We start from the raw sequence: 24888 nt of genomic DNA, 5'->3' as shown, positions 1-24888 counted from the left end.
TGTTCAATCATCTTGTATGTTTAAAATTTTACTTGTAGGGCGAGCAATAAATCATATTGATTACGGAATGTCGCCGTACCAATTTTTTGGCTCGTGTAATTCCCGTTCAGTCCGATCGATGTCCGATAATTTATTGTCCGTCTATAACCTGCTCCAACACTCCGGCTCATAACACCGCCTAATTCAGGTAAAAGTATAAGCCGACTTCTGTCATCAGGCGACGTTCCCAGGCCGAAACTCGCTTGTAGCAAATCTGCCTCAGTAAGTTCATATTTTGCTCCCGCCTGAAATGCGAAATAGAGATCCTGCTGCTCACGGATTGCGAACAGTCGGGCATTCAGGACAAAGGGATCGAAGCTTTTACTTGCTCCTGCGACTAAGGATAGCGCTTTAACGCCCACCACTTCCAGAAAACGCCCGCCAATTTCACCTTCAAACCCTTTTCCCAATTGTCGATATAATGAATAAGACAACCGATATTTAGGAAGCAACACATTGTTTGACACCCCAATAGCAGCATTCCAGTAAAGTAATTTAGTTGGCTTATAGGTCAAATCAGCCTCGCCCATAATACCCGTTCCCGACTGCCTTCCAGTAAATAACAATTGGGCACCGTAACTTACCTTTGGCGATAACCGACGTGTGTAATACAGCGTCGCTATCCGATAAGCAGGCGGGGCCTCGGCATCGTCCACCCCAGAAAATGTGCTATTGAGCAAGGATAGTCCAAAAGCATGTTGCATGGTCTTGCTGCGTAAAAACGATGCATATTCTCGATGTTTACGCTGATCGAAGCGTTTGGAAAGCGTATCCGCATAATTGGCGGCTTCCGTATATTGCTCCAGACTATCGAGCACGATTACTTTTCTTAATAACAGCGGTTCAGCATATTCATATTGCTGCAGGGCTATATCGACACTTTTTAAAGCCTGATTAAAGTCATGCTTCATCATGAGGAGATTGACCTTGTTTAAGTGCGCCAACGAATCAGCAGTATTTCCTTCAAGTACACGGTCAAAACAATAAAGGGCGCTATCCAGCAACTGCCTTTTTTGATAGCCCAAACCAGCGGCCCGCCAAGCATCCTGAACCATCGTTCTATACTTCGGATTATAAGGATATTCATCTCGCAAACTCGTTGCGACTTGGGCCGCTGCAATATATTGTGAACTGTTGTGAAGAATGGACGCTTTCTTCTGTATAAATTCACGATCTCCCGGATAGCTAACTAGCGCCTGTTGGGTAATCTGCAACGCTTCACTATAACGTCTTTGTAGATCCAGAATGTTTGACAAGTAGTTTAACGCATCTTTATGATCCGGTTCTTCCCGAAGCAGCGCTTTGAGGTGGACTTCTGCTTCCTCATATTCTTCTACAAGAATACAGGCATTTGCAGCCGCAAGCTTTTGCTCTACATACAAGGATCTGACTTTAGGGTTATCCGGATAACGGCTGTAAAGCTGCCCACTGAGAATTACGGCCTGCTGTATTTTACCAGCCTGAGCGAGAAAACCCGCTTTTTTAAGTTGTAAATCTATATCCTCAGGAAAATATGCTATCGCATGATCGAGCTCACGCAGTGCTACAGTAAGGTTATTTTGCAGCAGGAAACTTGAAATGCGTCCTTGCCATGCGGGAAGATTTTTAGACTCCAATCTCAGCACCTGATCATAATATAGTAAGGCACTATCCGGAAGTTGTTGCTGTAAGTAGTAATTACCGCAAGCATTTACAAGCTGTAGTGCTTCCGACCTGAACGCTCTATCGTTATTAGTACTATAAAGTTTAATGGCGATATCGGCAGCAGTCTGATATCTGCGTAGCTGAAATTCAAAATCCATTTTTTTACGCAGCAAAATTCGATCGGCACCATTCCGTTGCAATGCACGATCAACCCAATAAAGGGCCTGAACTGTTTCCCCCCTTGATGCAGCTATTCCGATCACTTTATCGAGTGCTTCACGATCTCCAGGATTTTGGTCCAAAATTGACTGGTATAATGAATAGGTATCTGTATTTTGGTAGTAACCGGCAGCCTCTTTCCGCAATGAGCTATTTAATTCAAGTGCCTTTTTATCCTTAGGATAATAGCGCAAGATCAACCGCAAAACCTCCAATGCTTCAGCATAGCGATTGGCCTCCTGCAATAGGCTCATTTTTTGATATAATGCGGTGTAGGATTTACTATCGCTATTTAAAATTGCATTTGTTTTGGCAATACGGGCATCATAATCTCCCCCTTGAGAAACGATCGTATTCATCTTTTCAACCAGATCTTTATTTTTTGGGGCAAGTTCCAGCGCTTTTTCGTAGTAGGAGGTTGCCAGGTTCTCCATTTTATTCTGTTTATACCAATCCGCTTTAGCCTCATAATGGCCTGCAATAGCCATGCGCACGCTTCCATCCGTTGGAAAACGGCTAAGTAACATCTGCCCCCAAGCATCACCATCTTGGTACCGTTTTAACATATCAAGGACATTTAACTTCTTTATTCCGAAGTCTTTATTGGTTTTAAATCGGCTGAGTGCCATTTCCGTATATCGCAGCGCATCTGCTGGTCTATTTTTGGAAAGGTAAGATCCAATGATGTAGTAGTATACATCTTCATACTCCGGAGCAGAGCGAAGCACCAATTGCGAGGTTGCGATAGACTGATCGTAGCGCCTCAATGCCATATAAATCTTTGCCAATTGCACCTGTGCATCGATATGTGCGGGATTGAGTTTAACAGCTTCTTCCAAAGACTTCAAGGCTTTCGCTTGTTGTGAAGATTTTATTTCAAGAACAGCTTGCTGATACAATTTTTCTGCACGTACCGAACTCCAGGTTTGTGCGTGCAATGTGCCTGAGCTGATTGTATAAAGGAAGAAAAGTATACTAAAATAGAGGAACTTCATGATTGCGTTATGCTTGATTTTTAACGGTAGATTTTTGAGAGGCAAAGCCTTTACGTTGCATATTACCCCATACGAGCTTCTGCCTGAAGATGGACTGTACATAACCTTTGATACTAAAAAACACAATTAATGGGTGATAGATAAAAGGTTCGGCAAATGCTGTGAGACAGAGCCCGATAACTTCACTTGTCTTGCGATAGTGACGCTCTGTTAGTTGATCCCATAACACGGCTATTGAACTAATCATAACGGAAAACATGTACAGAAAAGCGAGCAATGTAAAGGTGTTCTCCCAGTTTATTGCACCAATGATAATCAGGTATATATAAAAGAGCAAGCCGAGCACTTCGAAAATAGGTGCCAGAAACTCAAAAAGAAAGTTGTAAGGAAAAACAACGAGCCCCAAACGTTTAAACTTAAAATTGAATAATACATGGCGATGTAGTAGCATAATCTGAATCAGGCCTCTCGACCAGCGAACGCGCTGCCTACTAAAGACAGTTAATGTCTGCGGCCCCTCAGTCCAGCACAAGGATACAGGAATATAGCGTATCGCGTATTTATGGTTATTCTGTATCATGTATACGCTCATACGCGTAACCATATCAATATCCTCGGCAAACGAGCGTGGGTCATACCCCCCTACTTTAACGGCAATATGCTTATCAAATAGACCAAGCCCTCCCGACACATTGGGCACACAGTTGACTGCACTCCACGCCATCTTTGAAAGCAGATATGCCCGGATATATTCAAGCTCCTGAAAGCGAGGAAGTACCTTGTGCGGAGGCTTAAAGCGCGTAATTACACCGTTATCTACTTCCGATGAATTAATCATCCGTAAAGGGGCTCCCACGGCAATCACGCGCCGCTGGTTATTTTCGACATGGATGTACCCGGTATCCGGTATCACCTGTATATCTTTTAGTCTACTTTTGTTTTTCTCATCGAGAATAGGCCGCATTAATCGAGATAAAGTATCTTCATGTAAAATACAGTCTACATCGGTGCAGAGAAAGTAGTCAAATTTTGAAGCGTTGATACCCGCATTTGATGCATCAGCTTTTCCTTTTCCGTTTTCCTTATCAATAACAAGCAGCTTGTCATAGGCTTTGTCACTGGATCGGAAAAATCTTTTAACAGTTTTTGTTTTTATCTTTTCATTATAGGGCAAATCCACCTCTTTTAGGTCAAAATGAACGACCAGTTTTTCAAGTGTGTCATCCGTGCTACCGTCGTTAACGATAATAACCTCATATAAAGGATAATTAAGGTGCATTAGCGCATAAACATTATCGATGATCGTCAGCCCTTCGTTATAAGCCGGTGCAATGACCGATATACCCGGTGAAAGCGGACTTGAGATAACGTTCTGTGTATAATGTTCTCTGTTCTTTCGGAGATACAGCATAATTCCTTTGTAAGAGAGTACTGCCATGATGACGTAAATCACCATGGTCAGACTACTATAGGAAAAAATAAAAAGTTGGAAAACATCAATTATATCTTGGATCATGGCTAAATATGGTTATTGTTCATGCAGGTAATAATTCAAAATGCGCTGTTTACGTGGAGCGAGACCCGAAGGGCTCCATTTCAATTGATCATTGCGCACCAGTCTGGCTAATATGGAAGCCACATGATTTTCAATTTCAAAATCAAAAGCAGACTGGAATTGATCTTTCAGGAACTCAACTGCCCTGGCTGTCCGAAACATCCCCAAGGAAAAGAGTATTTCACATTGGCAGTCCACCGGTTGATTGGGGTACATTTTAATGAGCGCATCCTGGGTATGTACTGCCTTTAGATGCCCCAGCGCGTTAATAGCATGAGAACGCAGGCCATGATCGTTCACATTAAGTAATCCTTCAATGCTATCGATAGCTTCCATACTCTGCTCGTGTGCAGCCAGCTTCATACAGCATATAACAACAGTCTTATTGCGTGAATAGCGTATCCAGTTGGCAAAATTTGATTTGACGGTATCTCTTGATTGCTCGAGAATCCGAAAAAAACCTATTAATTCCCATATACTCAATGGATCTCGCACTTCATCAAAAAAACGAAAAGGCTCATTTTTACTAAAGCGCATGAAAGCGCTTCGAGCTGCAGAACGCAATTCAGAGACCTCACTCAAATTAAATCGCAGGATGTCTATATCTGAAATAGCATAATCCATCAAGGTGAGTTCATGTAGCCCCTGCACATTGCGGTACCAGTTACGGGATTTCATTTTTTGCAAAGAATCTAAATTTAGGCCGAGCAGCACATAAATACGATGAAGGAAGAGTGCATTTGTACCAGCCACATGCCAGCGAAGACGTATTAGTGTATCGATCAATGTCTGTCGATTACGTTTATCCATGAGTGCCAATTCGTCCAAGACAGACTGGTCTATGATAACGTGGCTATCTTCATTCCCCATTTCTTCTTCAATAAACTGAGGAAGTATTCTTTCTTCGATCAACTGATCCAGTTTGATCTGTCGACGCCTTGATCGATCTGTTCGAATACGCAGTGTAGTTATGATGCCATATGCAACAAAAGTTGCTAGCAATGAAGTGGCCACAATACACTGAATAATGAATATAAAAGTTTGATCTACTGTCATATCATTAATTTTCGACAACTGCGACCCGCGTCTGTATATTGCCAATATCTATACCCAAGGGCGCCTTAGGTTCGTCATGAATGAAACGCAGTGAGTTTAGGAGATAGCCTTTTACCGCTAGCGTATCTGGCTGACTGACAATCTGGATATCAGCAATATCGCCAAACTCTTCAAGGACGCAATCCACGAGATCCCCATAATAAGCTCCACCTCCACATATAAACATCCGGTTTGTTTTGGATAAGTTTCGGTCATTTACAATTCCGCTTAAGAGCGGCGATACAATTTCCGAATAATAGGTTTGCAAAGCCCGCTTACGGAGCTCAATCAGGTCTATCTTTTTCCGGTTGCTATAGATATAGCCATTACGAAAGGCCTCATCAAGTTGCTGCATGCTCTGAAAAGAGAGATCATGAGCGGCCTGCAGCTGCTCCCGCAATATATGAACAGCATAGTGTAAACCAGGTGCACTGCCCATCGCGTTCTCAATGATGCCTTCGTCTGTACTGAGGCCCGTTTCCAAGGTTCCAAAACCGAAACTAAAAACGAAAAACGCGCCATGTTCCTTATTTTCTCCTTTTCGCAAAGCAATCATACAGCTCACGATTTCGGGCAATACCTCTACCTGTGCAACATTTACGGGGACAATTCCTACTCCATCCTCACCATATACAGCGGGATCAGATTCGATCATATGTCTGCCCCTAAGTGCCTGTTCCGCTTTATCCTTATAGAGCCGATAAGTACTATTGGGTAAGCCTATCGTAACTACCAAAGGAAGCTCTGCATCCAGGCCCGACACCAATAAGGCCGCTTTAAACAGTAACTGGCATTCTAATGTCTCAGGGGAGGCATTCAGTGGCCTCCTCGGGCTACTTCCTTCGTTAAGAGCAAGCTTACCACAGATATACCATTGTTGGCCTAAACGAATCTTCAGTCCGTTGAGAAGTGAACTTGCCGTATTGACCAAAGGCGCATTACTTGCCTGCATCAGGCTTGAAAATGATTGTATCGTATACATATTATTTTTAACTGTCTATTGATTAATTACCACCAGCGGTTGCCGGAAATTACTGCTGTTTTCTGTTTGGGAGCAGTCAGCACATCCTCGATTACAGCCATAACATCGATAGACAACGTTTCTTCCTGAGCAACAAATTCAGCCACTGCAAGCTCGTTTATCGCCGACTCCTGAACAACAGCTGTAAATTCATCCTCGTTGGATGTATACACGACCTGTTCAGACAGATCTTCCTGCAACAACTCCAGGGACAAATCATCCGGTACATTGAGATCAATTTTCAAGGGCAGGCTTTGGTTATGGTTTTCGAACGGCACGGGCAGATCTGGCACTTGCCGGTCTCCTTGATCTGCAAAGTTATCCCCCTGCCCCACAATACATTTAACCCTTTCCAGTAATTTTCCTACCACAAGCGGCTTTTTAAAACAGTCTTCGCGAATAATTTCCAGTCCCTCGCGGATATGCAGATAACTCATATTGGAGGTAATAATCGTTCTTGTATTCGGGGATTCCTTCATGACCTTATTGACAATCTCATAACCATTCGCATATTGCATATGCATTTCAGTAATTACGATATCGTATTGATAGCCCTTTGCCTCTAAAAGAGCGAAAGCCTCTCTACCATTCGCAGCAGAATCTAGCTGAAAGGCCGTATTGGAAAAAACATTGGCTATTATTTTTCGCATCAGCAGATCACTATCTGCATGCAATACAGAAAACACCTTTGAATGATCAGATTTGAGATTATCGGTTTGCATACTTTTATTTAAATAGATTAAGATATTCTAGAAATGGCCTCACAAACTTAAAAATCAGCACAGAGGTTTTACCCACCCCAAAGGGTGGTTTTTCAAAAAAAATTAACTATTGAACATGCAATTATCGATTAGCTAGAATCTTCTTTTAGAAGATGAGAATCGATCACGATTCTATTACCGATGGATTAACAAATCTTTCGATTCATGAGAGGAAAGTCCATGTAAGTCAAAATAGAATTAACAGATAATTAAACAGGCTTATTGTACTTTAACATCAGTTCGGCTCTGCTATTAATTTGCAATTTGCCATAAATATTGCGAATATGAAACTTAACTGTATCAATGCTAATAAAAGCAGTTTCTGCAACTTTCTTGTAAGAATATCCCTGTTGGAGTAAGGATACAATTTCAATCTCGCGAGGTGTGAGTTGTTCCGTCTGTTTATAATCACTTTTTTGGTTCAGAGCCGGATTGAAATGAGCAATAACCAAACGTGCAACTTGCGGACTCATAACAGAACCACCTTTCATGACCTCAACGAGTAATTGATGCATCTGAGGCAAGGGCGTACTTTTGAGTAAGTAACCTGAAGCACCGGCACATAGTGCCTGAAAAACATGATCTTTGTCGTCGAATACCGTAAACATGACGATCTGAATATGTGGATATTTTCTCTTTATAAACCAAGTGATTTCTATTCCATTCTTTTTAGGCAAACCTATATCACAAAGCAGAAGATCCAGTGATTCGGGCTTCCATCGTAAAGAAAGCAGCTCATCAAAATCCTGAGCAACGGCAACCAGATCAAATTGAGTCACGTTTTCAAAATAAGCTTTCAACGACTCCAAAACCGGCATGCGATCCTCTACAATAGCGAGTTTATATTTTTTTGTATTTGGCATATACGAATAATTTCAATTTAAACGTTTGATTTTCTTGCTAATATGACTTTTCTAATGGTATCGAACACAAACCATACACTAAACATCAGATAGCACAAACTTACCCAGACCAATTTATCCAAGCTTTTAAGGATGTAAGCTTCTTGTATCGTATTAAAAACAATAGCGACGACCATGCTACACTGCAACACCAAGTAAGCTGTATAGATATTATTAAACAGCAAGACATCCTTTTTTACATTCTTGTCTATTCCATCGGTTACGTAAAGCATTCTCCATTGGCCTATTGCATAACAGATCGCCAGCGAAAAGCGCAGAATATAATGTAATTGTTGGTCCACAAAACCGAAGTTGTGCCTAAATCCCATAGGTACATCCTCGACAAGAAGGCGCAGCAATTCTTTCTGTTGTTCCAGCGGAGCAATAGCATAGGGAATCACATCGATTAGCCCAAAGAAAAAGGGAATGAGATTTAACCACCAATACTTTGGCAACGGCGCATGGGGTCTCAATTTTAGTCTGACATAAAAATAAAAACACGGAGCAACAAGGTAATAAAAAGGAATACCTTTATTATATATCCGTGGGTAGTACTGGATTTCGCCTGTATAAATCATGCAGTAAATAAAAACATGCCAAATAAGCGCTATAACGCCAATACAGAGCAGTATGTTGCTTCGATCCTTATTGATGTAGTAGAGTAAAACACGCATAAGCAATCCTATCATACAAATTACTCCGCCGATCAGTGCAAAGCTTATACTTATCCAAAATTGTGTATTTGCATGTGCCATAGGGGTCAGAATAGGTCGAACAGAAGTTTACGAAATTTAAGATTAGCTGTTAAATGTACCGTATAGGTGTTTGGAGATTTCACAATTGTCACTTTTGCTCCAATTGATTCAGCACGGCGTTCCATGTTGGTCGTTCCTTGGCCTTTTCGGAAGTTTTTCTTACCATGATCATCCCTATTTAAATCGACAAGTGTATTTGAGATTTCAAGATCGAGCATATTGTGATCGATCTGCAAGAATATCCGTACTTCTGAGGATGCGCTATGTTTGCAGATATTATGCAAGGCTTCTTTAAAAATAAGGTATACATTTTGACGAATATACTGAGGCAGCTGGCGGGCTGTATGGATTTCAGTATCGAAGACAACTTCAATGTCTTGCGAAGTTAATAACTGCTCGGTCAGAAATTTCATTCTATCCTCTAAACTCCCCTGGCTGTTGTTGCGGGAGTCAATTGCCCAGATAATATCATCCATCGTCTGCACTGCTTCGCGACTATAACCCGATATTTTATCCAATGATTTATTGGCGAAAGAATATTGCTGACTCATGGAAAGCAGGTCGGTCTGCATGGCGATACCCGTCAGAAGCCCCCCAACTTCATCATGTAGATCGCGTGAAAGCTCCAACCGTAACTTTTTATCACGTTTGAGCTGAGAAGATCGCGCAATCGTAAGAATGTATATGATAACACCTGTTGCAAATGTTAAGAAAACATAAAAGATCTGCGTTTCATAAAAGCGTGGTTTTTTGTAGAGCAACCATCTTCTCGTTTTAGCAGATAAACCATTATCGCTTACTGTTTTAACTTCAACCTCATATTCACCAGTCTTCAAATCCGACAGATTAATCTGCCCAGAAGTGGTTAACTCCTGAAAGGTCTTTACTACGGGACGCAAACGAAAATAAGTCTTATAATTATTCCTATAACCATCAATTTTTGCCAGTTTCAAATTAACAAATACGGATTGTTCATCGAGCAGAATTGTATCTTGTGCTGCGGATGGCGTGTAAGATCTTGTAATGTTGCTTGCACTGTTACCAACAATCACTGAAGCTAGCACAGGTTGAGGCACCTCCTGTCGTTTCAGACTAGCCAGAAAATTTTGTGGGTTAATTGCAAAACAGCCCAGCACCCCTCCCATCAATAGCTGTTTTGTAGACTGATCATAGTATATTGATGGCTGATTAAATTCCTCAAAAGGTAGGCCTTGCATGCTATAAGCGCTGTAAAACGTTTTCCCATCCCAAACAGACAATCCTTTAAATGTTCCTAAAAACAATAGATTGTTGACCCATGCCATACTATAGACAATATTACTCGCCAATCCATTTTCAAGCGAATAATTTAAAATTTTGCCGTTTTTAGCTTCAATGACAATCAGCCCTTTACCTTTTGTCGCCAAATAGATTTTATTATCTCTAAACGTATGTGCAAATACATTAAGCTTCTCTCCATTTTGAGGAAAAACTTTCTGTAGATGGCCTGCCGTTAGCTCAAAGTAACCGTTTTCGGAAGAAAAAGATAGCGTTTCATTTCTCCATTGCACAGCATTTATCCGTTGCCCGATGCCCACGGCGAGACCATTTTTATCCCGTAATGGAACCACCTCTTTTGTCTGCAGATCATAAATCCAAATACCGCTATAAGTACCAATTAAATATTGGTTGTCCCGATAATGACATAGACTAAATACCATGGGCGACAGTTCTTCACGTATTCCTTTACGTTTGTAATAAGGAACCCGATTAAACTGTCCATTGACTAAAAGCCCTAAAAAATCACTTTCAAGCCCTACCAGTGAAGAGTCCTGGTTAATTGTAAGGAATGCATAATAATTGTTTAATGGCGCCACCGCCTTAATGGAAGGATTATAAGGTAGAAAAGACTTTAATGGCGCATATCCGCCGACGTAATACATGCGCTGCTGTTTTGTAATCGCCCTGGCGGTCCCTGTATTCCAGTATTGAATATCGAAGTCCGTTTTGGAAAGACTATATAATCCTTTTTCCGTTGCACAAAGACCTTCATTTGCATTAAAGACGATTTGGTTTAATTTGCTTTTCAATAGTTCCCTACTGATATAATGTTTATCGGCCGAAAGTGGCGTCATTTTCAAATCCGCCTCAAATTCGAAATAGCGGCTATCTTCAAAAAGAAAGACAATCTTATTTCCTTCGGCAAAAGACCAATGCCCCCAATCCCGCATGTCTCCCAGAGATAGTCCCTTTGGACTGACTTTTTTAAAACGAGCACCGTCGAAGGTCAGGTAACCAAGTCCATAGTTACGCAATAGCAGCCCTTTGTTAAGCAAAAAGATATCATCCAATTGCCGATAAATATTTTTTGGTATACTAAATCGCTGAATATGCCCCGAGTTTAAATCCATAAAAAACAGCTGCTCGTTATAGGCAAACCAAAGGCGGTCCTTATCCGCGATCAAACGCTTGCCTAGCGGACGTCGAAGCTCATTTATTGTTCGATTAAACTTCAGTAGTTCTCTCTTTTTCGTCCCATTTATCTGCCATAATATTCCAGATTTTGTTGCAATATATTGTTTGTCCTGTTGGTCAAACATGGCGATCACATCTTCCCCCCAGAGACCTTTAGCAAATTCTGCATCTTTTATAAATTTCCACTTTTGGGTATCAAAAATCAATAAACCATTTCTCGTTTCGAGCCACAAACGACCTTGTCTGTCCGCCATCAGTTTATTTACTTCAGTAAAATATAGCGGGCCTTTATACAATTCATGGAAAGGTTTGATCGAAATGCCGTCATAGCGATATAACAGACTTCCTGCTATAAACCAAATAAAACCCTGACTATCCTTTGTTGCCGACTCTATATTGGTATGATAAGAATCTATACCCGGGATTATTTGAATTTCATGATAATTTGAAGCCCATATCCGATTTGAAAAGGACAAAACAATAGCAATACCTAAAAGTAATAATTTAAGCGTTCTTGAAAACACAGTAGAAATATTCAATAATATGGATGACCAAATATAATTATTTTACAGCTAATTATAGGTTAAAAAACGAGTTAATTGTTGCCACAATTTCACAAAAAAAGTTTTTCTGATCCCCTCATTTACCCTATACAGGCACAAATGAATACATCTGTTTCAAAAAACATAGGCCATACACATTATACGATATTATAGCTGATAAATTAACCGCCAAAATGAGCTAAGGGCTTTTGCATGCCCGCTAATTGGCAATCCAACCGCCATACCAATAGCCAATTGATTGCTAAGCCCCAGCTTGATCTGAGGGTGCAGGACAGTCTCAATGCCCGCAGAAGAAATTTCCTGATTGACCTCCACTCCGATAAAGTGGTCTGTCTGCGGTATGGTATAATGAAATGAGGTATTCATTTGCCAGGTCATATCCGTTTTTGATGATGCATAATGATACGCCAATTCTGGTCCTGTATAAACCAATGCATGCCAATTGCTGTTCAAGTTTTTGGCGGCAATAAAGAATGGGTTAAAAGCTGTCCCCCCATCGACAAAATTAAAGATCTGCGTATATCCAACAGCTAAAGTTGTTGCCTGTTTTTTGGAAACATAAAAAGAATATTGCGAAGATAAACGCAATCGTTCCAATTGATTGCTCGAGGATACATTGGTCATGTGACTTTTTGAATACGCAAAATCTGTCTCCGCTTCCAGTCCCAATCGATCTATAGGCGCAAATTCATATTCCATTAAATAACCATACTCATCGGCGGAATGCATTTTTTTGATATCCGCACCCACATTAAATTCCTTCTCCCCTTTACGTGCGCCAAGATCCCGGACCAGATCATTATATAAAGGTTCGGCATGATGCACTTTGTCCGGTAGCGATTTATTGTCCTGCGCAAAAGTTGCAATTGAAATAGACATAGCACATGGGAATAACCATGTCCTTAAGGATTGAAAAGTAAGTTTATTGTTTTCCATACCACAAACTTCGATGTGAAATATGGAAAGACTTGGGAATGTTTTTTTCCTCCTTCAGTGAAGGAATACCAATTTATAATTCCTTAAGATATACTAATCTTAAGCCAAACTAAATGTAAAATAATTCAACACAAAATGTTGGGAGACTTAACCGCTAACACCGATTATCACTTTCTTCCTCTTTTCCATCAGCAATCATCTCATTGACATCCGCCATATCACCGGCTTCCAAATGTTCAATATCTTCCGCCTGCTCATCGGAGTAGCGATCGATAAAGAATGTACAGCCCATCGGAAAATGGTCGGACCCAACAGAAGGATAGATAAACAACTTATCGATAAATACGGTCGGACTATGAAACAGCAGATCCAAAGGAACTCTGAAAAACCAATAATTGGCATGAAAGGTGGAAAGAATACCCCGACCAATACGTGCATCAATCAATTTGCTGGTTTTTTTAAACAAGAGCGAAGATTTGGCCCAGGCTACATTGTTAAAATCCCCAGTAACGACCACTGGCATTTTATAATCGCGTACCCGTTTGGCGACACTGAGCAGATCGCCATCCCTTTCTTTGGAAGTTTCCTCTTCGGTCGGACTCGGTGGAGGTGGATGAACAGCAAAAAAGATAAAACGATGTCCATCGGCAGTTTCCAGTTCAGCTTCAATACTTGGAATATCATCCGCCACAAAATAATGCACCTGACATTTGTTGATGTTCAGATTGGTATAAAAATGCATGCCGTAGGTATTGTCGAGCGTTACCTTCTCAAAATTTGGATAATCACTTTCCAGCACACGTAAGGCTTCTTCCCATGCCGCATCGCTTTCCATGGTCAAAAAAATATGCGGTTTTTCTTTCTGAATCAGGTCAATAAAGCGATCATAAGCCGTATTAAATTGCAGTACATTACAGGAGATCACTTTGATACTATCAGAAGCATCCTTGCCCTTTTCATATTTTTCACGACGCCAAAATTTGGTATAGCGGATCAATATATAGGCATGGTATACAATCAGCGCCAACTGTACTACCTGCAAGCACCATATCCAGGAATCATCCCCCACGAGATAAAAACCCATCGCCAATGCGGGCACCTGAAATACCAGCAGCTGCAACTTCACAAATTCAGCTACCCGAAAAATCCAATGCTGGCTTTGGGCAAAGGGCAATACACTCAGTAAAATTAATAATCCTGAGAAAACTGTATAGAAAATCAGCATATCGTTCGCGCAAACATTTTAAACAAACTTAAACAAATTACGTTTATTTTCAAGAGCCCATCATTTATCAAGCGCTCCTCAGCTATTACATACCCTTTTGCTCGCCCTCCTGATAGTCCACCCGTGTTCTGGCCAATGCATTCGGGAAGTTCGTGTGGATGTATGTAATCATTTGTTCCCGAATATAACAGCGTAGGTCAAAAGCCTGGCCCGAATTGCGGCAGCTCATCAAGCAGCGGATCTCCATGGTGCGCTCTTTAAAATCAGTCACCTGAAGCACGTTTACTTGACCGTCCCAAAGCGGATGTCTGGTGAGTAATGCCGTCAGTTTCTCACGCAGTAGCTGGACTGGTACGGTAAAATCTGTATAGATAAATACAGTACCCAATATTTCAGAAGTCGTGCGCGTCCAATTTTGGAAGGGTTTTTCAATAAAATATGTGATGGGCAATACCAAACGGCGTTTGTCCCAGATATTGACCACGACATAAGTTAGATTAATTTCCTCCACACGCCCCCATTCCCCTTCAACAACCAATACGTCATCCATACGAATGGGTTGTGTAAAAGCAATCTGAAAGCCAGCGAGGAGATTTCCCAATGACTTCTGTGCAGCAAAACCAATGATAATACCGCCAACCCCCACTCCCGTGAGCAAACCGGCGCCGATCTTTTGCATACTATCAAAGCTTAAAAGGATAATTGCCAAAGAAATCACAATAATCAGCGTGACCACCACTTTTCGGATAAAGACAATTTGCGTCCTAATCTTTCGTTCGCGCAGGTTATTCTCCTTATTGATATCAAAACGATGGTAGAGATAATCTTCAAAAACCTTAATCCCCTGTATCAGCACAACCGCAAAGAAACTGACCAATAAAAGTTCATTGATTTTGCTCACCACGCGGAGGGTCCTTTCGTTAAATTGTGTAAAGGGCAGTAGACTATTGAAAACAATTAATGGGATAAACACACTCAGCACACGATTAAAACGGCGGATAAAGGAACGGAAAAGGGAGTAGGATTCCTGTTGGATGGCCTGACGCCGTAGTAGAGGAATAAATATGAGTTTAATCAGGATACCGATCAAAAATGAAAATAGGATTAATGCAATATTCCAGAGCCAGGCGGGCCACTTCTGTGAAAGTTGAATTAATGTTTCGTTCATCATAGTGTTATTTCTTTTTGTTTACGACTTATATCTCATTAAAGTATAACTGCCATGAAGATCTAACGTTTGTTTTATTTTGAAAAAATCGGTGGAAAGGATAGCTAAGAACAATTTTACGCATATTGCTAAACTTAGACGAGCATTTACCGATCCAAAAAATGGGATTTAAAACAAAATTTTACGCCTTCTATACGATTAAAACAACACAAACACACCCTTATTCAATAAAAAATGAGTAAAAAAATCAAACAAAACACTTATTTATCACAAATAAACAGGATATTGGATAAAAAAAACAGGATATTAATAATAAAAGGCAAAACAACAGACAAATTGAATTAAAATATCAACAAAAACAACCTTTAATTTAAAAAATCAGATAAAAAACAGATTAAAATTGCAAACAAAACAAAAAAAACCATATATTTACAACACCTTAATAGGTTTATAATTGGTTATTTAAAGGTTTTCATTCTCCCCGAATGGAAACCTTTTTTTTATTTTATATTTAAACATAAAAAAAGGTGCTTTTTAAACATCCTTTACAATAAAATCCAATCAATCTCTAGCAGATTACCAGAAATATCCCCAAGACCCTCAATTCCCAACTTAAATTCTCAGTATCTAAATATTTTGGTAGTGATGAATAGCCTTTTGGTATGTTTTTTGAGTCTAAAGAGCCAATTACAAACAGATGGTAGCTTTACATGGCGTGCTTCACTTAAACATACTATAAAAAAGATATTGACCGTTTATAATAAAGTTCAAAGCGTGGGAATTTCAAGCTTTCCAAGAAAAATTAAACCAAAACATAGAGATAACAATGAGCAAGAAAAAAGACAATTCTAGATGGCTGAATGTGGCCATATCCTGGGGAGCGAGTATCGTCATCATCGGGGTACTATTTAAGATTCTACATATCGGCGGCACCACAGCCAATTATATGATCGGAATCGGTTTAGGTGTAGAAGCCTTCCTTTTCTTTTTAATGGGTTTCAATCCGCCCGCACCGGAACCAGACTGGACCCGGGTTTATCCTGAATTGGACGACAATTTTAATGGTGAGCTACCACAAAGAGGAAAAGCTGTTGTTGCCCAACCCACAAGTCCATCGGCCACAGCCGCTTTGGATAAGATGTTTGCCGATGCCAATATTGAGCCCGCAAGCATTGAAAATCTCGGTCGTGGCCTGCGTGATTTTAGTGAAAAAGTATCCGCCATTAATAAGCTTTCAGATGTTTCACTTGCGACAGAAGAATTCACCAATAAGCTCCGAACAGCAACTTCAAAATTTGACAACCTAAGCAACGCATTTGAAAAAGCGTCTGAAAACTTAGTCGCCATGTCAAATACTTCCGGTGATACATCCAACTACCACGAGCAGGTAAAAAGTCTAACAACCAACCTAAGTCAATTAAATGCAATGTACGAGCGTGAATTACGCGATTCGGCCTCACATTTACAATCGATGAACAAGTTTTATGAGAACCTAAGCTTTACCATGCAGAACTTCAACGAATCGCTGGATGATTCCAAAGCATTTAAAGATGAAGTGGGCAAGCTAGCGAAAAACCTCAATGCCTTAAATGCCATTTATGGCAATATGTTGAGCGCGATGAATCAACCGCGTGTGTAATTAATTCTTGTATCACTTAAATCAAAAAAAATGGCATTAGGAAGAGAAACTCCAAGACAAAGGATGATTGGCATCCTCTATCTGGTCTTGCTCGCCTTATTGGCGCTCAATGTACCGGATTCCATCTTGGATGCATTCAAAAATATCAACAACAGTCTCGAAACATCCAAATCGAATGTCAGCACAGCCGTTCAACAACTGTTCACAGCGTTCGAAAACACCAAATTAAAAGAAGAACCCGCACGTGCCAAACCGATCTACGACAAGGCAAAAAAAGCGCAGGCTATTATTGGAGAACTCAATCAATATATAGGTTCCTTAAAAGAAGAGTTCGTTAAACAAGGTGGTGGATACGATGAAGAAAAAGGCGATCTGGCCCAACGTGAAAACGAAGACATTTCACCGAATCTGATGATCAATGAGAAAAAAGGAACTATTTTAAAAGATAAAATCAATACAACACGTACTAAACTGTTGGCCCTACTTACACCTGAAGAACAAAAAATGGTTTCGTTCTCTCTGGAGGCGAAAGATCCCGAGAAATCTGTGAACGGTAAAAAATCCTGGGAAGAAATTAATTTCGGCAGTGGTACACCTTTGACCGCAGCGATGACTATTTTAACCAAAATTCAGACAGATGCACAAAATGCAGAATCTGATGTGGTGAAGCTCATCTTAGGCAAAATGGATCAGGCCGTGGTGAACCTCGATAAATTTGCAGCGGTTGCTGTAGCTCCTACATCTTATTTGGTGCAAGGACAGCCCTATAAAGCCGAAGTATTTCTGACGGCATCTGATTCCAAATCTGAACCGGCCATTTCTGTTAATGGATCATCACTTCAGGTGGTGGATGGAAAAGGTGTTTATTCGGTCAACACCAGTCGGGAAGGTATCTATACCTGGACCGGTGTGATCAAAGTAAAACAAACCGACGGATCTTATAAAGAATATCGCACCCCTGTACAGACCTACCAAGTAGCTCGTCCTTCGGCAGTGGTATCACCAGACAAAATGAATGTACTGTATATCGGTGTCAACAATCCTATTTCAGTATCAGCTCCGGGTACATCTACCGATAAAATCCGTGTCAGCATGAGTGGCGGTAGTATTTCAAGTGCTGGTGGCGGTAAATATAATGTGAAGGTAAGTTCACCAGGCACAGCACATATTTCAGTATCCGCAGAGGTAGCACCTGGAAAAACACAGACCCTGAGTTCGACAGAATTCCGTGTGAAACGGATTCCGGATCCTATTGCCAAGTTTGCCGGTAAAACAGGTGGTTCAATGGCTACGGTAGCACTTAAAGCGCAGAATGCTCTTTTTGCAAAACTGGATAACTTTGACTTTGATGCAACCTTCAGGGTCACCAAATTTACCATGATTATTGCTAAGCCACGCGCGGATGCCATTGTGTTATCGACTTCTGGAGGCCAGCTGAGTTCGGCCATGTCTTCAGCCCTTAATGGTATTGTACCAGGCACACGCGTTATCTTCGACAATATTGTTGCCGTGGGCCCAGATGGGACTTCCAGACAACTCAATGCAGTTGCTTTAACAGCAAATTAATATAACTGACCTACATCTGCTACATAAAAAGCCCTGCTCCCAGAAAGAGCAGGGCTTTTTTCAGCTACGACACACCTTAAAAACCTACTTCCTCCGCCGCCACCAGATCCAATAACCTAAACCAGCTAGCATAACGACCCCTATAGCAAAGATCTCAGTTGATACGACTTTATTTTCCCGCTCCACACGCGAATCCGAAGCGCTTGCCTCCTTTCTATTGGCCTGCTGAAGCTGCAAATTCTCTTCCTTTCGCTTTATGTTCGACTGCTCTGCGAAAAGTCTTCCGCCCTTGGCCCATATTCCATTATCCGGGTGAAACCACAATGGACTATCCGTACTAAAATACCAATAAGAAGATAAACTATCCTGCTGTTTCTGATGATAGGCCTGATCCCAATGTTCATATTGACTATAACGCTGCGTAGAATTTTCTTCCAGCTGCTGCTTTCCACGGAAAACGCTACAACTGACGACTACAGCAGTACTGATGATGAAGAGGAAAAACAGGAGGTTTCCAACAACCGAAATTAGATATTTATTCATGACAGTGCCCTCCTCAATCGATCCAATTTGCAATGGCATAAATGGTTTTAAGGGGCCGCCGCCGCGATTCTACCCGGTCATGGCTATTGCCTTCTACCGAAATCAACATGGATCCCTTTATAACTTTAACTAGGCCTACATGATGGATCCGTTTTAATTGGCAGCTATAGATCGCAAACAAATCGGCTTGCCGCACATCTCCTTCCAATAACTGCGCTTTGCTATAGCGACGCGCTTTGGGAAAGAGCGCGGGGCTCCATGAACTGCGCGGTATGGAAAGACCAGCCTGACCATAACACCAGCTGGCAAATGCGGCACACCATTCATAGCCATCACCTAGGCCGACATAAGCAAGGTACTTCGAAATCTCCGGGCCCTTATTTTCACCCCCTGTCTCCCTTACGCCAATTTCATTTGCTGCGATTTCATCAATCTGCCGTCTCAGCAGATCAGTATTACGCACACGAGCATAATCATTGTTACACCTTCCGTCTAAAACAGCATTTCCAGTAGCAGGAGAAATGCAAAGAGCAATAGAAAGAAGACCGAGAAATAAAGAATGGATTGTTGCCATGAGTTTAATTGATTAAAGTGATAATAAATATCCTGTCTATAATACTTGAAGGGTCTCCAGAGGTATTCCAGCAACCAGGTGCAGCAACAGATAAAGACCATTCCGGCCATTAGCCCAAAATACAACAGGGACAGTACCCCCAGATCAAGCGCAGCTGATGCCGGGTCGAAAAACTGCAAGATACTTCCAACAAATAGGAAAATAATGACCAATAATATGCTGACAATACCGAGCAAGTACTTGGGCTCGATTGGCAGTTTTTGTGTTAGACCATACCATGGTCCTTTTATTTCTACACTGTTCATAGTGATATAATTTAATGATAGAAAATTGTTATACGTTTCCCGCATATTGACTGCGCGAATAGCGGTTTCGATTCCGGTCGCGCACCAAGATAAAGACATCAAGTCGGACATTTTGCATGTAATCAGGCAGTTCGAGTCTTAAGCCTGAACTCGAGCGCGTAACCAAACCCTCATTGCGGATAGCAACCCCGGCAATCGGATCATAAGCCACCAACAGCAGCTCGTCATCGTGGTTCATGGCCGTAATCTCACCACCGTCAAAGTCCAGCCACAATCCATTATCATCCAGCGCCATGTTCTCTACGCTTATCCCCTGTACGGAACCATCGGAAAGCAGAATGAGCGCAGGATCAATATATTGCTTCGGGTATTTACCTTTGACCGCATATTTGACCGCATGCGCCATCGCCAGATTGCGTGCAGAAAGATGTTTTGCTTTTTCCCGGCGTACATACTGTGCAAATCCCTCCTTAATAATCGATGCCAGTGGCAAGAGATATTGGCTGGCCAGATAAAACTTTTGCTGCGTCAGCAGCATACCTATTGTTTTACTTCTTTTTCTTTTTTTCATCTGAAATTGTATTAATGAATAATATCCTTTTCTCGATATCAAAATGTACCAAGGGCAGGCCTGCCCTTGGTGATTTTCTACATCTTAGGCGAGCATTATTTCACCGAGATAACTGCTTCTGCTGATTTTGGTCTTTGTCCGGTCGGACATAAAATACCAGATATGTACAGCATCACCCAACAGGTGCCCAGGTACTCCAAATGTGACCACCCCATCTTGCCTTTTCGGCAAAGTTGGCGAAGTCATGAATTCATCCTTTGCCGGATGGTAACAGATCACATAAAAGAGATCGTCTCCCTGTGTTTCGTAGACATCGTTATTGCCCGTCGACCAAGCCACGGTGATCTCATCCGCATTAAAACCAGCTTCTACCGTTCCGCCACCACCGTAGAGCCCGTCCGCAATTCTGATCTTGCTATAGTCCAAGCTCAGATCCGGATAGACACCCTGAATAGCCAGATCCTGATTGAGCTGAAAAGCATAGTTGAGCGGGGTAAGACGATCTGCTTTTTTCTGGCCAAAACCGATTTTTAGAAAATTATTGATCGGCAGCAGAAAACGCATCAACGTCTTAAATCGCGTCTGTACGATCAGTTGTGCTTCCGTATACGGCTTATTGCTTTTTTTAGCTAGCCCTCTGATATAATTGATACTCTTCCAGCTGGCACCGATCACCGAGCCGGCCTTACCACTGAAGCCACCATTTGCTCCATTTACAATTGTTCCCATTTTTAAAAATTTTAAGGATTAAAAAATAAATCGCCAAGATTTTTTATACCGGTATTTTCGCTTGACAGAACAAACATAAAACATTCATTAACAGAAAAATACAATACAAAAAAGATTGTCCGACGCTTGTCCGCTGATGACCTATCAATTGTCCGAAGGCCGCCAATCGATAAGTAGAAAACCCTACAATGATCTGCTACCGGATTGCTTATGGCCTCCAGTGGGGATTGACTTATCAAATACCGATGAATCCCCTAGTTGAGACCTAGTTTGCTAGGTAAACACAAGGTCTCAACTAGGAGTTAACTAGGAATATTGGTGAGCGAAGGGCATGGCAGGTACGAAGAAAGCCTACGGCAGAAGGAAACAAGAGCAGAAGCGAATCCCGGCAGGATGGCCAAGAACTTCGCCGCAGTTTAAATATCAACCATTCAGGTAACGTTTGAGCCGCAACACATCGTCAAGTTTAAAGTACTTCTTACCCCCTTTATCGCGCTGATGTACCCGAATGAGGCCTAAGTTTTGATACCGCAGCAACGTACGGTCCGATACGCCTACGGTGTCTTTGACAAATGCTGTATCACGAAGTTCGACAGTGGAATCCGCTGTCTGAAAGCTATTCTGTATTGCTCTTTTTAATACTTGTATTTCTGTAAAGAGAATATGTAAAGCCTGCAAGAGATGCGCATCTGTCTTACGGCCGATATTGTTAAACGAATCTTTTCTCATATTTTTAATTGTTTATAATGACAAATACGCTTAGCCACCAAGGATATTGGAGTTAATGAAGCTAAAGAAGTCTGCATACAGTTTCTTATCACCTACAGGAAGTGTTTTTTTCGTCCCTTCAGTCATCAAGACACCGCCGACTCCATAGCTGTAAAAAAAATTGATATTAATTACAATACTCTGATGGCATTGCTTAAACCACTTAACCGGCAGTCCCGCCAGTACTTCCCGCATGGTACTACTGCAGCTCAGTGTTTTACCCCCGATCATGTGAAATTTAACCTGACCATTGGCACTTTCGACATACACGAGTTCTTTCATCCGGACCTCGGTACGCTGATAACGCACCGGCCCTTTGATCATAAAATAATAGGTATAATTTTCCAGTGAATCGTGATCAGAGAGTGGGATCAATTTAGCGAGCGCTTCATCCACGCGGCGCAGTGCGGCATAGAAACGACTCTTAGACACCTCTTTGAGCAGCACATCAACGACACCGAAATCATATCCCGGATCCTCGTACTGGCGATGTGCTGTATAGAGAATTGTTTTTAGATTTGAGCTGGGCAAGGTTCTTAAAAAATCAAAAGCGTTGGTCTTCCCTAGTTCGACATCAAGAATCATAAAATCCACTTTGTTGGCACGCAGAAAAATTTTGGCATCCTGCGGATCATTAAATGTTTTGGCAATCTGCACATAGCCAATCTCTTCGACCATCTCAAGCAGATGGTCGATATGCGACTTTTGGTCATCGATGATGATCCCAATCCATATTCTATTCATATTTTCCGTCATTTTTTGTTCCTTTAATTATTTGTAGCGCTGCACGCATAACGTGAGTTCATAATGCTCATCGTCCTGATTTTCTTCCATCGAAAAGTCCGTTCCAAAGAGGTATTCCATGCGTGTTCTCACATTCCGAAGTCCCACATCGTGACTTGGTAGGATTTGAGGACCGCTTCGCTTTCTATTTTGAACCGTGATCCGATAACCAGTATGGCTGACAAGGACTAAGATTTTAGCTGGGTGGTCTTTATCCCACAAGTCCGCATGCTTAAATAAGTTACCAGCGAGCGTCTGCAATACTGTTGGTGCAATACTAAATCGCATCAGGTTACCGGAGCAGGAAAGATTTATGTAAAAAGGATTCGGTTCTACTTTCTCCTGTATGGACAGGTACTGCTCCAGTGCTTTCACTTCATCTTCTAATAATATATGAGTTGCCCCCTCCACCTGATGGGCCTCCATATAAAATTTCATTAAGCGATAAATTTCCGAAAGCTGCAAGCCCAATTCAACATCATATGGGTCCACCTTATTCTTTAAATGGCTAAAGATATTCGCCATCATATGCGGATGCACCTGCGCAGATAAGGTCGTGTATTGAAAGGATTTCATCGTTGACTCTGCGGCGAAACGTGCGTTTACAGCTTCAAGCTTATCATTTGACTCGCGAAGCTTACTCTTATAGTAATAATAGCCCACCGCCATGACCGTATAATTACTGTGCATGACGAGAAAGGTCTGGATATACTTCGCCCAACTAAAAGCGTGTTTAGTGATGACATACCTATTATTTATTATCTCCAGTCCAAATCTTCCATACAATTCATAGTACACAATCAGGGCGGAGAGTAAATAAAAGCCTATCATCAACACTATAGTTCCCAGTATATGTCCCCGATCGTAAACATACTTCAAGATCAGATACACTGCATAGAAGATAATCGCACAATAAAATACGGTGATGAAGGAAGCTCCCAGATTCAGTCTGGAATTGCCCAGTGCATTTACCACAAAAAAATAAAAATTATATCCTATCCAGAAGTAGCAGTGCGACAACCACTTTCTTTTAAAGAACCTATTCATATTATTGGTTTATAATTGATAATCTAAAGATAATTATAACATCATGTTTAAACAAGTATCTAGATCAATTTTTCAAAAAATAGTTCCAGGCAAGAGATAACTTAGGTAAGTAAACTTATCAAACAGCAGCTGTTTCTCTTTTATGCTAAATGAAATTATACGACTAGTTTTTGCGGGCCAGGTTGCTACATCCGAGCTTGGTGACATGATTTTGTGTAGGTAAAACCAGGCCTCCCAGGCCTCCGGATATTCTAATAAGGCTTCCTCAAAATCCTCATAAATAACGCGGCTAAAATAGTCCGTAAACTGCCTGCCGTTCGGAAACCAGTTTTCAAACCAATGACTCAATTCACAAATAACAATGGGCTCATTTTCTGCCGCTATTTTGGCAATTAAAACTGTTATATTTTTTTGAAGTAAAAAAGCCATATGTAGAATCCCATGCTTTATCTTAATGCTGCCATTTAGAAAAGGGATTTCGCTTAATTTTTGCGCCTGTAAATCCTTTGCGGTACTTACCCCTCCATCGAGGTAGCAGAATATATGAAAGCCAAGATCCATCTGCTGCCTTAACTTAAAGAAAAGATAAGGATCCTCAGCGTCTAGAAATACAACTTGTTTTTGCCAACGGTCACCGAGCAAAGCTGCGTAATGCTGTGACTGCTGTAACATAACCTCTTTAGCCACAGGAATGCAAAGTTTATAGCCGCGCTGAACCAGAAAGGCAGGAACAGCCCGATAGTAGCCAAAATGAAAACTTAAGATAAATTGAGCGCATTCTGGAGAAATCCAATAGGTTTTGCCCTCGAACTGAAATTTAGTGGCGTCCGTTTCTGCCTGTCGCCTTGAGAAATTGATCGCCGCGCGGTGTAGATTTTGCTGGATATCGAGCTGATGGATACCCAAAAGATGCTGCACATTGGCCGAGAAAAAAACAAAGTCCCGCCAATCCTTTTCGGTGTACCCGTTCATGGCGGCTTTCCAAGTAAATTGCATATAAAAAATACGTTAGGTTTAACATTGGGAATATG

At 41.3% G+C, this 24888-nt stretch carries 22 protein-coding genes; 2 read left to right on the top strand and 20 right to left on the bottom strand.

The genetic code is table 11. The features are described 5' to 3' along the window. Window positions 1-20: 20 nt before the first annotated feature. The 11 genes from ACLCDV_RS01080 to ACLCDV_RS01030 all read right to left on the bottom strand — a co-directional run bounded on the left by ACLCDV_RS01080 (window position 21) and on the right by ACLCDV_RS01030 (window position 15335). The gene (locus ACLCDV_RS01080; RefSeq protein ID WP_411972709.1) at window positions 21-2897 is read right to left on the bottom strand and encodes a tetratricopeptide repeat protein; all 2877 of its coding nucleotides are present in this window, start codon (window positions 2895-2897) and stop codon (window positions 21-23) included. A gap of 7 nt (window positions 2898-2904) precedes the next feature. Continuing rightward, the gene (locus tag ACLCDV_RS01075; protein ID WP_288065902.1) at window positions 2905-4413 is read right to left on the bottom strand and encodes a glycosyltransferase family 2 protein; all 1509 of its coding nucleotides are present in this window, start codon (window positions 4411-4413) and stop codon (window positions 2905-2907) included. Window positions 4414-4425: 12 nt separating this feature from the next. Next, entirely contained in the window at window positions 4426-5508 is a 1083-nt protein-coding gene (locus ACLCDV_RS01070; RefSeq protein ID WP_411972708.1) for a HEAT repeat domain-containing protein, read from the bottom strand. Window positions 5509-5512: 4 nt separating this feature from the next. After that, entirely contained in the window at window positions 5513-6529 is a 1017-nt protein-coding gene (locus ACLCDV_RS01065) for a hypothetical protein (RefSeq protein ID WP_411972707.1), read from the bottom strand. A gap of 26 nt (window positions 6530-6555) precedes the next feature. Continuing rightward, on the bottom strand, window positions 6556-7290 hold the full coding sequence (locus ACLCDV_RS01060; RefSeq protein ID WP_411972706.1) for a response regulator: 735 nt from the start codon (window positions 7288-7290) through the stop codon (window positions 6556-6558). Window positions 7291-7538: 248 nt separating this feature from the next. After that, the gene (locus tag ACLCDV_RS01055; protein WP_411972705.1) at window positions 7539-8192 is read right to left on the bottom strand and encodes a response regulator; all 654 of its coding nucleotides are present in this window, start codon (window positions 8190-8192) and stop codon (window positions 7539-7541) included. A gap of 17 nt (window positions 8193-8209) precedes the next feature. Continuing rightward, window positions 8210-8986, bottom strand: coding sequence for a hypothetical protein (locus ACLCDV_RS01050; RefSeq protein ID WP_411972704.1), 777 nt, complete (start codon window positions 8984-8986; stop codon window positions 8210-8212). 5 nt (window positions 8987-8991) lie between these two features. After that, window positions 8992-11964, bottom strand: a complete 2973-nt coding sequence (locus tag ACLCDV_RS01045) for a sensor histidine kinase (RefSeq protein WP_411972703.1) — start codon at window positions 11962-11964, stop codon at window positions 8992-8994. A 186-nt stretch (window positions 11965-12150) separates the two neighbouring features. Next, window positions 12151-12939 (bottom strand): HAEPLYID family protein, encoded by a 789-nt coding sequence (locus ACLCDV_RS01040; protein WP_411972702.1) that lies wholly within the window; start codon window positions 12937-12939, stop codon window positions 12151-12153. A 154-nt stretch (window positions 12940-13093) separates the two neighbouring features. Further along, complete coding sequence (locus ACLCDV_RS01035; protein ID WP_411972701.1) at window positions 13094-14164, bottom strand: endonuclease/exonuclease/phosphatase family protein; 1071 nt, start codon at window positions 14162-14164, stop codon at window positions 13094-13096. 85 nt (window positions 14165-14249) lie between these two features. Beyond that, a complete protein-coding gene (locus tag ACLCDV_RS01030; RefSeq protein WP_411972700.1) occupies window positions 14250-15335 on the bottom strand; it encodes a mechanosensitive ion channel family protein in 1086 nt (361 codons plus the stop codon). Between the two features lie 823 nt (window positions 15336-16158). Here ACLCDV_RS01030 and gldL point away from each other — a divergent pair. After that, a complete protein-coding gene (gldL, locus tag ACLCDV_RS01025) occupies window positions 16159-16971 on the top strand; it encodes a gliding motility protein GldL (protein ID WP_411972699.1) in 813 nt (270 codons plus the stop codon). A gap of 30 nt (window positions 16972-17001) precedes the next feature. After that, window positions 17002-18537, top strand: a complete 1536-nt coding sequence (gene gldM / locus ACLCDV_RS01020; RefSeq protein ID WP_317668821.1) for a gliding motility protein GldM — start codon at window positions 17002-17004, stop codon at window positions 18535-18537. A gap of 84 nt (window positions 18538-18621) precedes the next feature. On the opposite strand, the gene ACLCDV_RS01015 is transcribed toward gldM, so the two are convergent. From ACLCDV_RS01015 to ACLCDV_RS00975, 9 genes are all read right to left on the bottom strand, one after another. After that, complete coding sequence (locus ACLCDV_RS01015) at window positions 18622-19119, bottom strand: hypothetical protein (protein ID WP_411972698.1); 498 nt, start codon at window positions 19117-19119, stop codon at window positions 18622-18624. Beyond that, on the bottom strand, window positions 19094-19654 hold the full coding sequence (locus tag ACLCDV_RS01010; protein WP_411972697.1) for a peptidoglycan-binding protein: 561 nt from the start codon (window positions 19652-19654) through the stop codon (window positions 19094-19096). The genes ACLCDV_RS01015 and ACLCDV_RS01010 overlap by 26 nt, the downstream gene beginning before the upstream one ends. Then, entirely contained in the window at window positions 19573-19959 is a 387-nt protein-coding gene (locus tag ACLCDV_RS01005) for a hypothetical protein (protein WP_317668823.1), read from the bottom strand. Before ACLCDV_RS01005 ends, ACLCDV_RS01010 begins: the two co-directional genes overlap by 82 nt. Window positions 19960-19987: 28 nt before the next feature. Further along, window positions 19988-20572: a DUF6266 family protein gene (locus tag ACLCDV_RS01000; RefSeq protein WP_411972696.1), complete on the bottom strand. Its 585-nt coding sequence runs from the start codon at window positions 20570-20572 to the stop codon at window positions 19988-19990. Window positions 20573-20614: 42 nt separating this feature from the next. Further along, window positions 20615-21259 (bottom strand): DUF6266 family protein, encoded by a 645-nt coding sequence (locus ACLCDV_RS00995; protein ID WP_411972695.1) that lies wholly within the window; start codon window positions 21257-21259, stop codon window positions 20615-20617. A 423-nt stretch (window positions 21260-21682) separates the two neighbouring features. Further along, window positions 21683-21988 (bottom strand): hypothetical protein, encoded by a 306-nt coding sequence (locus ACLCDV_RS00990; protein ID WP_411972694.1) that lies wholly within the window; start codon window positions 21986-21988, stop codon window positions 21683-21685. A 30-nt stretch (window positions 21989-22018) separates the two neighbouring features. Further along, a complete protein-coding gene (locus ACLCDV_RS00985; RefSeq protein ID WP_411972693.1) occupies window positions 22019-22771 on the bottom strand; it encodes a LytR/AlgR family response regulator transcription factor in 753 nt (250 codons plus the stop codon). A gap of 27 nt (window positions 22772-22798) precedes the next feature. Continuing rightward, entirely contained in the window at window positions 22799-23857 is a 1059-nt protein-coding gene (locus tag ACLCDV_RS00980) for a histidine kinase (RefSeq protein ID WP_411972692.1), read from the bottom strand. Window positions 23858-23929: 72 nt separating this feature from the next. Further along, window positions 23930-24853 carry a hypothetical protein gene (locus ACLCDV_RS00975; protein ID WP_411972691.1) on the bottom strand — a complete coding sequence of 308 codons (924 nt, stop codon included), beginning with the start codon at window positions 24851-24853 and terminating at the stop codon, window positions 23930-23932. Between the last annotated feature and the right edge of the window lie 35 nt (window positions 24854-24888).

The sequence above is a fragment of the Sphingobacterium sp. Lzh-3 genome, assembly GCF_046764375.1.
Classification (GTDB): domain Bacteria; phylum Bacteroidota; class Bacteroidia; order Sphingobacteriales; family Sphingobacteriaceae; genus Sphingobacterium.
The sequence above is the reverse complement of the archived record's forward strand: the minus strand, read 5'-3'. Positions and strand labels throughout refer to the sequence as shown.